At 34.9% G+C, this 13,966-nt stretch carries 10 protein-coding genes; 8 read left to right on the top strand and 2 right to left on the bottom strand.

Annotated features, from left to right (window positions below):
• The first annotated feature begins 412 nt into the window (after nucleotides 1-412).
• The 4 genes from cagP (at nucleotide 413) to cagS (ending at nucleotide 2,610) form a co-directional block, all read left to right on the top strand.
• Nucleotides 413-757, top strand: a complete 345-nt coding sequence (gene cagP, locus P6280_RS04335; protein WP_128038933.1) for a cag pathogenicity island protein CagP — start codon at nucleotides 413-415, stop codon at nucleotides 755-757.
• Nucleotides 758-1,067: 310 nt separating this feature from the next.
• On the top strand, nucleotides 1,068-1,253 hold the full coding sequence (locus P6280_RS04330) for a hypothetical protein (protein WP_000466849.1): 186 nt from the start codon (nucleotides 1,068-1,070) through the stop codon (nucleotides 1,251-1,253).
• Entirely contained in the window at nucleotides 1,190-1,570 is a 381-nt protein-coding gene (cagQ, locus tag P6280_RS04325; RefSeq protein ID WP_010882521.1) for a cag pathogenicity island type IV secretion system protein CagQ, read from the top strand. Before P6280_RS04330 ends, cagQ begins: the two co-directional genes overlap by 64 nt.
• Before the next feature lie 440 nt (nucleotides 1,571-2,010).
• On the top strand, nucleotides 2,011-2,610 hold the full coding sequence (gene cagS, locus P6280_RS04320; RefSeq protein WP_180515241.1) for a cag pathogenicity island protein CagS: 600 nt from the start codon (nucleotides 2,011-2,013) through the stop codon (nucleotides 2,608-2,610).
• A 201-nt stretch (nucleotides 2,611-2,811) separates the two neighbouring features.
• Here cagS and cagT read toward each other — a convergent pair whose 3' ends face one another.
• Nucleotides 2,812-3,654: a type IV secretion system apparatus protein CagT gene (gene cagT, locus P6280_RS04315; RefSeq protein ID WP_000776470.1), complete on the bottom strand. Its 843-nt coding sequence runs from the start codon at nucleotides 3,652-3,654 to the stop codon at nucleotides 2,812-2,814.
• Nucleotides 3,655-3,669: 15 nt separating this feature from the next.
• The gene (gene cagU, locus P6280_RS04310) at nucleotides 3,670-4,317 is read right to left on the bottom strand and encodes a cag pathogenicity island translocation protein CagU (protein ID WP_001000463.1); all 648 of its coding nucleotides are present in this window, start codon (nucleotides 4,315-4,317) and stop codon (nucleotides 3,670-3,672) included.
• Between the two features lie 273 nt (nucleotides 4,318-4,590).
• On the opposite strand from cagU, the gene cagV reads away from it, so the two are divergent.
• The 4 genes from cagV to P6280_RS04290 are packed head-to-tail and all read left to right on the top strand — an operon-like array spanning nucleotide 4,591 to nucleotide 13,873.
• Nucleotides 4,591-5,349 carry a cag pathogenicity island type IV secretion system protein CagV gene (gene cagV, locus P6280_RS04305; protein WP_050830953.1) on the top strand — a complete coding sequence of 253 codons (759 nt, stop codon included), beginning with the start codon at nucleotides 4,591-4,593 and terminating at the stop codon, nucleotides 5,347-5,349.
• A gap of 4 nt (nucleotides 5,350-5,353) precedes the next feature.
• On the top strand, nucleotides 5,354-6,961 hold the full coding sequence (gene cagW, locus P6280_RS04300; protein WP_096419703.1) for a cag pathogenicity island VirB6 family T4SS protein CagW: 1,608 nt from the start codon (nucleotides 5,354-5,356) through the stop codon (nucleotides 6,959-6,961).
• Between the two features lie 52 nt (nucleotides 6,962-7,013).
• Nucleotides 7,014-8,582 (top strand): type IV secretion system apparatus protein CagX, encoded by a 1,569-nt coding sequence (gene cagX / locus P6280_RS04295; protein WP_130778447.1) that lies wholly within the window; start codon nucleotides 7,014-7,016, stop codon nucleotides 8,580-8,582.
• A gap of 14 nt (nucleotides 8,583-8,596) precedes the next feature.
• Complete coding sequence (locus P6280_RS04290) at nucleotides 8,597-13,873, top strand: CagY family CD-EC repeat-containing protein (RefSeq protein WP_283237091.1); 5,277 nt, start codon at nucleotides 8,597-8,599, stop codon at nucleotides 13,871-13,873.
• Nucleotides 13,874-13,966 lie beyond the last annotated feature (93 nt).

Below are 13,966 nucleotides of genomic sequence, written 5' to 3'. Positions count from 1 at the left end.
TTTTGTAACCTTAAAATTTCAAAGAATATCGATACATTTTACCACAATTTTTACAAAACTATGAATCAAGATTTTTCCATATCCAAAAGGTAAATAAAATCCAGGTCTTATAGTGTTATGTTTTTCTTGCTTGTATGCGGCTTGTTGGTATTTTTTAAGTTTCTCTTAAGATTATTTTTATATAATAGATTTGTGTTTTTTAGATGGAGAACTCCTTTATTCTTTAACAGATGTTTTCTGTTCTTTGTTTGGCATAAACAAGCAAATCGTTGGTTTGTGCTATACCACATGCTAGTATCAGCAAGTGGGGTATTCTTTGAAATTTGGAGTTAGATTAGGGTGGTTTTGTAAAATATTTATTATTTTATGATCCTTTATATCACCGCCTTAAACTATTTCTTTAAAAACCAAAATGAAACAGCCGATTAGCCAATTAAAACAAAACTTCTTACAATTCAAACATTCTTTCAACAAACATTTAGATAAGTACAGCCTTTATTATAGGCTGTTCAATATCAGCTCTATCGTTATAGGTTTTTTAATAGGGCTTTTTTCTTATGGGGCAGGGGTAATTTTAGTTTATCCAATATTATTCCTATTTGCTCTTATAATAAAACCTAGCTTTTTTTATTACACTACTTATCTTTTGCTACTCGTTTCTCTCAGTGTAATAAGCAAATACTATCTCTTAAGCCACGCAAATTTCACAATGAAGCTAATCATACTTATGACTCAATGGCAAAATTGGTTCTTATGATTCGTCCAAAAATTTCTCAAGACTTGATTTAGAGAAATTTCTTTATTTCCAAACATTAGCATAAAACCTTACTGGCTAAAAACTAAAATCTTTTTAAGTGCATACCCAAAGCTAGCTTATTTGAAAAAACCAATCGATTTTTGGTATTCAAATCCTAAAACCCCATGATTTTAAATTTAAAGGAGCGTTTTTTAAAAATAATTCTGCATCTAGTGTGCTAGTAATTTGTTTTTGATATGGTGGTGGTTTTCCAAATTAATATTGAGAAAAATTTGCTATAATTAGGAGATAAAAACAAGAAGGATATGGCTTGTTTGGTGGCAAAATATTTGATTTGTTTGCGATTGGTGGTTACTTATCGCTTGATTTCATGAGTAATCTTACCAATAGATTCAAGAATTTTGTTAGTAGCTTTAGGTATGCTATTGTGAAATGCTTCCTACTAAAACACGCATTAGAGATCCGAACAAGCAAGAACTTACACAACCAAAAATAAAAGGATTGAGTATGGGAAAAATTTTAGCTTCTTTGTTGGGTGGCGGAACAAATCTTTTTACAGGTTTATCTAGTGATTTGTTTTCTATGATATTAAATTTTTTGTTCTTCCTGATGTTAATGATGGGACTTAATGAAGCATTAGGGAAAAAATTTAACTTGCCTATGGACAATATCAAGAATTTTATGGCAGAAGTGCTGAAGAATGGATTCGATAGTATCAAAAACATGGGATCTGCTTTGGTTGGTAATGGTTTTGGTAGCAGCAAATCAGACAAAACCACTAATAAAATGAGTGTCCCACAAGTAAGACTCTAGTGGTGTATTAACTATCTAAAGATGAAATTTTTTCATCTTTCACGCAGAGCTTTGTTTGATCAACAAGGCAATAGATTACTAGCTGAACATTATGATTTTATTACTTAAGACTCCTTTTTGAAAATTGAGTTATCTTGACCCTTTATTTTAGTTGTAACGCATTTTTACGACTGATCTTGCTTTTTAAAAATAATATATAATATTAAAACTTTTTTAAATCGGTTTTTAGGGCTATTTGTGAAAGCTTTTTTGTAGGTTTTGAAAAATAGATATAAGAGTGATTGAAACAATATTTTATGGTTAAAAAATAGTTTCTTGCTCTTTGAATTATGAGTGCTCTGAAATTTTCACACAACAGATATTGTATAATTCTAATATAAAACTTTACGATTTAAACAATCTAAAGAGAAACAAAATCCACTGAAGGGATCAAGAGCGATATGAGTAATAACATGCGAAAACTCTTCTCAATGATTGCTGACTCAAAAGATAAGAAAGAAAAACTTATTGAGAGTTTGCAGGAGAACGAACTTTTAAACACTGATGAAAAAAAGAAAATCATAGATCAAATAAAAACCATGCATGATTTTTTCAAGCAGATGCATACAAACAAGGGAGCGTTAGATAAGGTTCTAAGAAATTACATGAAAGATTATCGCGCTGTTATCAAAAGCATTGGTGTTGATAAGTTTAAAAAGGTTTATCGATTGCTTGAGAGTGAGACTATGGAGCTGTTGCATGCGATTACAGAGAATCCTAATTTCTTATTCTCTAAATTTGATCGATCAATTCTTGGAATATTTCTGCCTTTCTTCAGTAAGCCCGTCATGTTCAAGATGAGTATTAGAGAAATGGACTCGCAAATAGAATTGTATGGCACTAAGCTCCCACTATTGAAATTGTTTGTGATGACAGATGAAGAAGTGAATTTCTATGCTAATCTAAAAACCATTGAACAATATAACGACTATGTTAGGGATTTGCTGATGAAATTTGATCTTGAAAAATACATGAAAGAAAAAGGAGTGCAAAATGCTTGATGTAGAAAACGAACAAAAAATCTCGGTGCAACTAACAAAATTCAGTTTGAAAAATATTTGTCTCAAGCAGAGACAGAATTAAAAAATGATGAGTGCTTTAAAAAGATTACCTACTTGATCGCCTTACCTATCAAGTAAGGCTAACGCCTATTGGCGTTGTTCTCTACCCTTAGAAAAATCTACTCTCTCCCTTTCTTCCAATCACTTACCACTGAGCAAACTTCTGATTTGATTTCGCAAGTATTCATTCTCTCTTTCTTCTTGTAGCTTCTCCCTAACTTCTTCTTCTTTGGCTTGCATGTTCAAGTTGCCATTCTTAAAAATCTCAGAACTGATCACATTCTGCCTCATTTGATAACCTGCACGATTACTCAATGTTTCTAAAATTTCTCGTTGGTTATTTTTCCTAGTGGTATATTCTTGTTCCTTGTCTTGTAAGAGAGTTTTGTAATACTGATTGATTTTTTCTAGCTGAGCTTTTTCTCTTGCCACTTCATTGATCACTTGCTTGTTGTTTGCTCCACTCACATCATAGCCATGCAAGTTTTTTGTGTTAGCTCCTAGCATTGGCTGGCTTCCTTGCAACACATCAAAGGTCTGTGGTTGTTCTTTGTTGTTAGGATTATCATTGTAGTTACTCGCTATCATCACCACACCCTTTTGATTCAAAGTAGGCTGCAAGTAAAAATCAATGTCAGATCTCGCTCCATTAGCTTGGAAATAATTCTTGTATTGAAGTATCTTATTGGCATCGCCTATGAGCGTAATCTTTTTAGAATGATGAACAAGTTTGAAAGTTAATACAACTTGTTTATTATCCAACAAATAGTCCTTGTAATTTGGCAACTTCACTTGCACCATGAATGGTGTGTCTTTGAGTTTGTCATTTAAGGGTATCTCACTATACTTCTCTATCAGTTCATTATACACAGGCGTATAAACATGGTTCTTTTGTTTCACCACTTTTTTCGCATAATTACTGCATGCGCTTAAAGTTAAACACAGAATTGTCGCACCGATTAAAACACTTGCTCTCAGTTTCATTGTCGTTTCTCCTTATTATTCTTGTTTCTTTGAAGTGAAAAGACCATTGATAAAATTTTTTATACCAATAACCTTAATAACTTTATAAATCAAATAGCCCATACCTATGAAGCAAATGTTTTTCAAAACAAAGAGCACCTTGTCGTTAGTGCTACCAATTCCTAATATATATAATTCATAAATAGATCTAATTGTTTCTAATCCAAAAAACAAAACCGCACCTACACCAAAGGCATAGTAAAAATACTGAAGTTTTAGTTTTGTTTTTAGACTTTCCACCAGATCTGTGTTTTTGCTAGTTCTTAAAAATACAAAATAGATTGCAAACAGAACAAATATCCCACCCATACATAATCCTAACAGATGCTCTAGTCCCCCTATATATCCCAAGAATGAATGAGCGTATGCTTCCATTATTCTCTGTTTGGCTTGCCCTATTTGCATCAGAAGTTCATACCTTTTTTCTTGCGGTAGCTTTTCTATTTCTATTAGGATATTTTTCAACTCTTCTTGATTCTTTAGAGCTTCGTGAAATCTTTGCTCCCCTAAACTCCCTTTGGGATATAACGAGTCTAGCAAATTTAAAAGATCATTGCTCTGTGAGTTGCTAGGTGATGGGGCGTTTAGCGAATTGGATCCATGATGCTCTGTTGTATCGTTCATGAAACTCCTTTCAAGAATTAAATTGAGAAATTGTTTTCTTATTATACCATTCTCTCTCTGAGTTGTGATTGTCTTACCTCTTTGAATTAGGCGCTTCTAAAATTTCATTACTGGGTTATGACCGCTTACTCATTGCTCTTACCTTAAATTAAATACATATTTTTACAGAAATTTTGCTATACTACAATTTAAGGTATTTTAAGGGGTTCTTAATGAAAAAATTTCTCAAGTTTTACAACCAACAAACCAATAACTAAACCATAAAGCTGTCGCATGTTAGGGAAAAAAAACGAGGAAGTTTTGATTGATGAAAATTTGGTTGGGGGTGTGATAGCCCTTGATAGATTGGCAAAACTCAATAAGGCCAATAGGACTTTCAAAAGGGCTTTTTATCTCTCTATGGCACTCAATATCGCCGCTGTAACGAGTATTGTAATGATGATGCCTTTGAAGAAAACGGATATATTTGTTTATGGCATTGATCGATACACAGGAGAATTTAAAATCGTCAAACGCTCCGATGCTAGACAAATTGTCAATTCTGAAGCTGTTGTGGATAGTGCAACTTCAAAATTTGTTTCATTGCTGTTTGGTTATAGCAAAAATTCTTTGAGGGATCGCAAGGATCAACTAATGCAGTATTGCGATGTGAGTTTCCAAACCCAAGCAATGAGAATGTTCAATGAAAATATCAGACAATTTGTAGATAAAGTCCGAGCAGAAGCTATCATTAGCTCCAACATACAAAGAGAAAAAGTCAAAAATAGTCCCTTAACGAGATTAACATTTTTCATTACCATCAAAATCACACCGGATACAATGGAAAATTATGAATATATTACTAAAAAACAAGTAACTATTTATTATGATTTTGCTAGAGGTAACTCTTCTCAAGAAAATCTTATCATCAATCCTTTTGGCTTCAAAGTGTTTGACATTCAAATCACAGATTTACAAAACGAACAGACGGTAAGCGAAATTTTGAGAAAGATTAAAGAAGTGGAATCAAAAAATAAGGCATTAAAGCAATAAGAGCATGTTTAATATTAAAAGGACTTTTTTAGTAACGATCATAAGTTTTTTTCTCATTGTTCCTAATTGGTTGAAAGCTATTGATTTGCCCATTGTTTCAAATCTCAAAATTTACCAAACAGTTTATTGCATGCTGATACCGAGTTATGTTTTAACCAACAAAAGTTTTGCAGATATTTTGACAGGCTATACATCTATTGGTGCATCAGGGAGTGGAAAGAGTTCAGGGCAGGGTGTGATCGAAGCGCTTAGCACACCATTAGCCACAAGTTTAGCTGCTAGCAATCTGGTGAAATATTTGAATACTTTAGGTCCTTTATGGGGATCGGCGTGGGCAAGTGTTGCTACAGCTATACAAGGTTTTGCTCTAACGCCATCAAGTGGCTGCAATTTTGGTTGGAATGCATTGATAAATAAAAACATAGATGTATCCATGGATAGCATGCTAGACAATTTGAGCAACAAGATTCGGAATTTTACCAAAGGCGGTATTGAGGACAATGTGAAAGGCAATGTTCTTTTACAAATAATTAGCTCAATAACCGCTCAAGCTTCTACGAATATTACAGCTGATGGTTTAATTTGGCTGATTGGTAAAGAATTCACCGCCAATAAACTGCAAAACAACGCTACAGCCATGCTTGCTTTTGCCGCACTGGAATCTGTTGTCAAAGGAGCGGACGCTGCTGTTCTTCCTGCATATGGTGTAGTCAATCTGCCTGATATTATCATAGGGCAAGGGTCATATCTTGATTTTGTTTCTTACTTGATTTATATTGTTTTTGGGATTTTTGTTTTTATTTCTTTTATGAAATTGAGAGATATTTCAAATGGTATTCAGATTAACATAGGTTTTGAATACATGCGATTTGTTGGGGGGACATTATTCAAAATGGCGATGGTTTCTTTTATCGCCTATGCAGGTTTTGGTTATCTTTATAAAATCTCTTATTCCATTTATTTTGGTTTAGCAGGCGCTTTTGGGTTGAATCAAGTTCTTTTTTGGGCTTTAGATTTAGTGCTGAATTACACTGTTAATTCAATTTTACCTGCGGTAAGAGCTGTTTTTTCTAATGTTGGCAACAACGCTCCTAGTTTGTTACAAGGCTTGCAAGTGGCAGGTATTTCTTTATTCGCTATTTTTATGCAAGTAACTATCATTATGAGAATAAGCACTGTTGTTGTGAAACCTTTGATAGCGGGGGCTTTTAGCGGTATTGTGTTCCCTATTGCGGTATGTTTGATCGTGCTAGATTGGTTCAAAGACTCTATGAAAAACATATTGATATGGTTTATCAATAATTTGTTTATCTTGGTTCTAGCTATTCCTATTTTGCTCTTTGGTGTTTTGGCATTATTGGCATTCAATTTGACCATAACGCCCTCTGTTGCTATACAAAACATCAATCAAGGGGGACTAGGTATCGATTCAACCATTGCGAGTTTGATCACTTTATTTATTTTAAAGGGTTTCATAGAGACGATTATTGAGAGTGTCAATGCGATCGTTAATACCATTTTCAGCTCTGTTTCTATGGATGGTAGCAGAATGGATAGAGAAAGAGATGCCTTAATGGTGGGAAGAGTTGGTGGATCTATGTTTAAAGGATAAGCCACTTTATTCTTGTGCTACAATTACAAATATTTTTTAAGAGGAATTGTTGATGGAGCAGGCATTTTTTAAAAAAATTGTTGGCTGTTTCTGTCTTGGTTATTTATTTCTATCTAGCGTAATAGAAGCAGCAGCACCTGACATTAAAAATTTTAATCGTGGTAGGGTGAAAGTGGTGAATAAGAAGATTGCTTATTTAGGAGATGAAAAGCCTATTACGATTTGGACTTCATTAGACAATGTTACTGTGATCCAACTTGAAAAAGATGAAACTATTTCTTACATCACAACAGGTTTTAATAAAGGTTGGAGCATTGTGCCTAATTCTAATCATATATTCATTCAACCTAAATCGGTAAAAAGTAATCTCATGTTTGAAAAAGAAGCAGTGAATTTTGCCCTAATGACAAGAGATTACCAAGAATTTTTAAAAACAAAAAAACTTATCGTAGATGCACCTGACCCTAAAGAATTAGAAGAACAAAAAAAAGCTCTAGAAAAAGAAAAAGAAGCTAAAGAACAGGCGCAAAAAGCGCAAAAAGATAAAAGAGAAAAAAGAAAGGAAGAGCGTGCAAAAAATAGAGCCAATTTAGAAAATCTCACTAACGCTATGAGTAACCCGCAAAATTTAAGCAATAACAAAAATCTTAGTGAATTTATCAAGCAACAACGAGAAAATGAATTAGATCAAATGGAACGACTAGAGGACATGCAAGAACAGGCTCAAGCTAATGCGCTCAAACAAATTGAAGAACTCAACAAAAAACAAGCTGAAGAGGCAGTGAAACAAAGAGCCAAGGATAAAATCAATATTAAGACAGATAAGCCTCAAAAAAGCCCTGAGGATAACTCCATAGAATTATCTCCTAGCGATAGCGCTTGGAGAACTAATCTTGTTGTGCGGACTAATAAAGCCTTGTATCAATTCATTTTGAGAATAGCCCAAAAAGACAATTTTGCTTCGGCGTATCTAACAGTCAAATTAGAATACCCACAAAGACACGAAGTTTCTAGCGTCATTGAAGAGGAGTTAAAAAAGAGAGAAGAAGCAAAGAGGCAGAGAGAATTGATCAAGCAAGAAAATCTTAACACCACAGCCTACATCAATAGAGTAATGATGGCGAGCAATGAACAGATTATCAACAAAGAAAAAATAAGAGAAGAAAAGCAAAAAATTATCTTAGATCAAGCAAAGGCGTTAGAGACTCAATATGTGCATAATGCCTTAAAAAGAAACCCCGTGCCTAGAAACTACAATTACTACCAAGCGCCTGAAAAACGCTCTAAACATATTATGCCCTCTGAAATTTTTGATGATGGCACATTCACTTATTTTGGTTTCAAAAACATCACTCTCCAACCTGCTATTTTTGTGGTTCAACCTGATGGGAAATTGAGCATGACTGATGCTGCCATTGATCCTAACATGACCAATTCAGGATTGAGATGGTATAGAGTTAATGAAATTGCAGAAAAGTTTAAGCTCATTAAAGACAAAGCCCTTGTAACAGTAATAAATAAAGGCTATGGGAAAAATCCATTGACAAAAAATTACAATATCAAAAACTATGGTGAATTGGAGCGTGTGATTAAAAAGCTCCCTCTTGTCAGAGATAAATAAAAAGGCGTTAAGACATGAATGAAGAAAACGATAAATTTGAAACTTCTAAAAAAACCCAACAACATTCACCCCAAGATTTATCCAATGAAGAAGCAACGGAAGCCAATCACTTTGAAGATTCTTCAAAAGAATCCAAAGAAAGCTCAGATCATCATCTTGACAACCCCACAGAAACTAAAACCAATTTTGATGAATACGAGTCAGAAGAAACCCAAGCTCAAATAGATTCTGGAGGTAATGAAACTTCAGAATCTAGCAATGGCAGTCTAGCAGACAAGTTATTCAAAAAAGCTAGAAAATTAGTTGATAATAAAAGACCTTTCACTCAGCAAAAGAATTTAGATGAAGAAACCCAAGAACTGAACGAAGAAGACGATCAAGAAAATAATGGGTATCAAGAAGAAACTCAAATGGACTTAATTGATGATGAAACTTCTAAAAAAACCCAACAACATTCACCCCAAGATTTATCCAATGAAGAAGCGACAGAAGTCAATCATTTTGAAGATTCTTCAAAAGAATCCAAAGAAAGCTCAGATCATTATCTTGACAACCCCACAGAAACTAAAACCAATTTTGATGAAGACAAGTCAGAAGAAATAACTAACGACTCTAACGATCAAGAGATTATCAAAGGAAGCAAAAAGAAATATATTATTAGTGGCATTGTAGTCGCTGTTCTTATCGTGATTATTTTATTTTCTAGAAGCATTTTTCACTACTTCATGCCTTTGGAAGATAAAAGTTCTCGTTTTAGCAAAGACAGGAATCTTTATGTCAATGATGAAATCCAAATAAGGCAAGAGTATAACCGATTGCTGAAAGAACGGAATGAAAAAGGCAATATGATCGATAAGAATCTTTTCTTCAATGACGATCCCAATAGAACCTTATACAACTATTTGAATATTGCAGAAATTGAGGACAAAAACCCATTGAGAGCCTTTTATGAATGTATTAGTAATGGTGGCAACTATGAAGAATGTTTGAAGCTTATCAAAGACAAAAAACTTCAAGATCAAATGAAAAAGACTTTAGAGGCTTATAATGATTGCATCAAAAATGCCAAAACTGAAGAAGAAAGGATCAAGTGTTTAGATTTAATCAAAGATGAAAACCTGAAAAAAAGCTTATTGAACCAACAAAAAGTTCAAGTGGCGCTAGATTGTTTGAAAAACGCTAAAACCGATGAAGAACGAAACGAGTGTCTAAAACTCATAAATGACCCTGAGATTAGAGAGAAATTCCGTAAGGAATTAGGGATTCAAAAAGAGCTTCAAGAGTATAAGGATTGTATCAAAAACGCCAAAACAGAAGCTGAGAAAAACGAATGTTTGAAAGGCTTGTCTAAAGAAGCTATAGAAAGATTGAAACAGCAAGCGCTAGATTGTTTGAAAAACGCTAAAACCGATGAAGAACGAAACGAGTGCTTGAAAAATATTCCCCAAGACTTGCAAAAAGAACTACTAGCTGATATGAGCGTCAAGGCTTACAAGGATTGCATATCAAAAGCTAGGAATGAAAAAGAGAAAAAAGAATGCGAGAAATTGCTCACGCCTGAAGCGAAAAAAAAGTTAGAACAACAGGTTCTAGATTGTTTGAAAAACGCTAAAACTGATGGAGAACGAAAAAAGTGTTTGAAAGATCTCCCTAAAGACTTACAAAGCGATATTTTAGCTAAAGAGAGCGTTAAAGCTTATAAAGACTGCGTATCTCAAGCCAAAACTGAAGCTGAGAAAAAAGAATGTGAGAAGTTACTCACGCCTGAAGCGAGAAAAAAGTTAGAAGAAGCTAAAAAAAGCGTTAAAGCTTATTTGGATTGCGTATCTCAAGCCAAAACTGAAGCTGAGAAAAAAGAATGCGAGAAATTACTCACGCCTGAAGCGAAAAAGCTTTTAGAGCAACAAGCGCTAGATTGTTTGAAAAGTGCTAAAACCGAAGCTGAGAAAAAAAGGTGTGTCAAAGATCTTCCTAAAGACTTGCAGAAAAAGGTTTTAGCTAAAGAGAGCCTGAAAGCTTATAAAGACTGCGTATCTCAAGCCAAAACTGAAGCTGAGAAAAAAGAATGCGAGAAATTACTCACGCCTGAAGCGAAAAAACTTTTAGAAGAAGCTAAAGAGAGTCTTAAAGCTTATAAAGACTGCGTTTCAAGAGCTAGGAATGAAAAAGAGAAAAAAGAATGCGAGAAATTGCTTACGCCTGAAGCGAAAAAACTTTTAGAAGAAGAAGCCAAAGAGAGCGTTAAGGCCTATTTGGATTGCGTGTCTCAAGCCAAAACTGAAGCTGAGAAAAAAGAATGTGAGAAATTACTCACCCCTGAAGCGAAAAAAAAGTTAGAAGAAGCTAAAAAAAGCGTTAAAGCTTATTTGGATTGTGTATCTCAAGCCAAAACTGAAGCTGAGAAAAAAGAATGCGAGAAATTGCTCACCCCTGAAGCGAAAAAACTTTTAGAGCAACAAGCGCTAGATTGTTTGAAAAGTGCTAAAACCGAAGCTGAGAAAAAAAGGTGTGTCAAAGATCTCCCTAAAGACTTGCAGAAAAAGGTTTTAGCTAAAGAGAGCCTGAAAGCTTATAAAGACTGCGTTTCAAGAGCTAGGAATGAAAAAGAGAAAAAAGAATGCGAGAAATTACTCACCCCTGAAGCGAAAAAACTTTTAGAAGAAGCTAAAGAGAGTCTTAAAGCTTATAAAGACTGCGTATCTCAAGCCAAAACTGAAGCTGAAAAAAAAGAATGCGAGAAATTGCTCACCCCTGAAGCGAAAAAACTTTTAGAAGAAGCTAAAGAGAGTCTTAAAGCTTATAAAGACTGCGTTTCAAGAGCTAGGAATGAAAAAGAGAAAAAAGAATGCGAGAAATTGCTTACGCCTGAAGCGAAAAAACTTTTAGAGCAACAAGCGCTAGATTGTTTGAAAAGTGCTAAAACCGAAGCTGAGAAAAAAAGGTGTGTCAAAGATCTCCCTAAAGACTTGCAGAAAAAGGTTTTAGCTAAAGAGAGCGTTAAGGCTTATTTGGACTGCGTATCAAGAGCTAGGAATGAAAAAGAGAAACAAGAATGCGAGAAATTGCTCACCCCTGAAGCGAAAAAACTTTTAGAAGAAGCTAAAGAGAGTCTTAAAGCTTATAAAGACTGCCTCTCTCAAGCTAGAAATGAAGAAGAAAGGAGAGCTTGTGAGAAATTACTCACCCCTGAAGCGAGAAAACTCTTAGAGCAAGAAGTTAAGAAGAGTGTTAAGGCTTATTTGGACTGCGTTTCAAGAGCTAGGAATGAAAAAGAGAAACAAGAATGCGAGAAATTGCTCACCCCTGAAGCGAGAAAATTTTTAGCGAAGCAAGTGCTAAGTTGTTTGGAAAAAGCTGGAAATGAAGAAGAAAGAAAAGCATGTCTTAAAAATATCCCTAAAGACTTACAGAAAAATGTTTTAGCTAAAGAGAGTCTTAAAGCTTATAAAGACTGCCTCTCTCAAGCTAGAAATGAAGAAGAAAGGAGAGCTTGTGAGAAATTACTCACCCCTGAAGCGAGAAAACTCTTAGAGCAAGAAGTTAAGAAGAGTGTTAAGGCCTATTTGGACTGCGTATCAAAAGCTAGGAATGAAAAAGAGAAACAAGAATGCGAGAAATTACTCACCCCTGAAGCGAGAAAATTTTTAGCGAAAGAACTCCAACAAAAAGATAAAGCGATCAAAGATTGCTTGAAAAACGCCGATCCTAACGACAGAGCGGCTATTATGAAGTGTTTGGATGGTTTGAGCGATGAAGAGAAGCTCAAATACCTGCAAGAAGCTAGAGAAAAGGCTGTCTTGGATTGTTTGAAAACGGCCAGGACCGATGAAGAAAAAAGGAAATGCCAAAACCTTTATAGCGATTTGATCCAAGAAATCCAAAATAAAAGGACACAAAGCAAACAAAATCAATTGAGTAAAACAGAAAGATTGCATCAAGCAAGCGAGTGCTTGGATAACTTAGATGACCCTACTGATCAAGAAGCCATAGAGCAATGTTTAGAAGGCTTGAGCGATAGTGAAAGGGCGCTAATTCTAGGAATTAAACGACAAGCTGATGAAGTGGATCTGATTTATAGCGATCTAAGAAACCGCAAAACCTTTGATAACATGGCGGCTAAAGGTTATCCATTGTTGCCAATGGATTTCAAAAATGGCGGCGATATTGCCACTATTAACGCCACTAATGTTGATGCGGATAAAATAGCTAGCGATAATCCTATTTATGCTTCCATAGAGCCTGACATTACCAAGCAATACGAAACAGAAAAAACCATTAAGGATAAGAATTTAGAAGCTAAATTAGCTAAGGCTTTAGGTGGCAATAAAAAAGATGACGATAAAGAAAAAAGTAAAAAATCCACAGCAGAAGCTAGAGTAGAAAGCAATAAGATAGACAAAGATGTCGCAGAAACTGCCAAAAATATCAGTGAAATCGCTCTTAAGAACAAAAAAGAAAAGAGTGGGGAATTTGTAGATGAAAATGGTAATCCCATTGATGACAAAAAGAAAACAGAAAAACAAGATGAAACAAGCCCTGTCAAACAGGCCTTTATAGGCAAGAGTGATCCCACATTTGTTTTAGCGCAATACACCCCTATTGAAATCACTCTGACTTCTAAAGTAGATGCCACTCTCACAGGTATAGTGAGTGGGGTTGTAGCCAAAGATGTATGGAACATGAACGGCACTATGATCTTACTAGACAAAGGCACTAAGGTGTATGGGAATTATCAAAGCGTGAAAGGTGGCACACCCATTATGACACGCTTAATGATAGTCTTTACTAAAGCCATTACGCCTGATGGTGTGATAATACCTCTAGCAAACGCTCAAGCAGCAGGCATGCTGGGTGAAGCAGGGGTAGATGGCTATGTGAATAACCACTTCATGAAGCGCATAGGCTTTGCTGTGATAGCAAGCGTGGTTAATAGCTTCTTGCAAACTGCGCCTATCATAGCTCTAGATAAACTCATAGGCCTTGGCAAAGGTAGAAGTGAAAGGATACCTGAATTTAATTACGCTTTGGGTCAAGCGATCAATGGTAGTATGCAAAGTTCAGCTCAGATGTCTAATCAAATTCTAGGGCAACTGATGAATATCCCCCCAAGTTTTTACAAAAACGAGGGTGATAGTATTAAGATTCTCACAATGGACGATATTGATTTTAGTGGCGTGTATGATGTTAAAATTACCAACAAATCTGTGGTAGATGAAATTATCAAACAAAGCACCAAAACTTTGTCTAGAGAACATGAAGAGATCACCACAAGCCCCAAAGGTGGCAATTAATTCAAGAGAAAGGATAAAATATATTTATGTTACCAAACTCGGTTCTTTACAAAATAAAAGACAAAACCAACAATTAGGCTCTTCTAGAGAATA

Origin of the sequence: Helicobacter sp. 219-2, from assembly GCF_030053225.1 — a bacterium.
Taxonomy (GTDB): Bacteria; Campylobacterota; Campylobacteria; order Campylobacterales; family Helicobacteraceae; genus Helicobacter; species Helicobacter pylori_C.
Note: the sequence above shows the minus strand (reverse complement) of the source record. Positions and strands in the feature narration are given on the sequence as shown.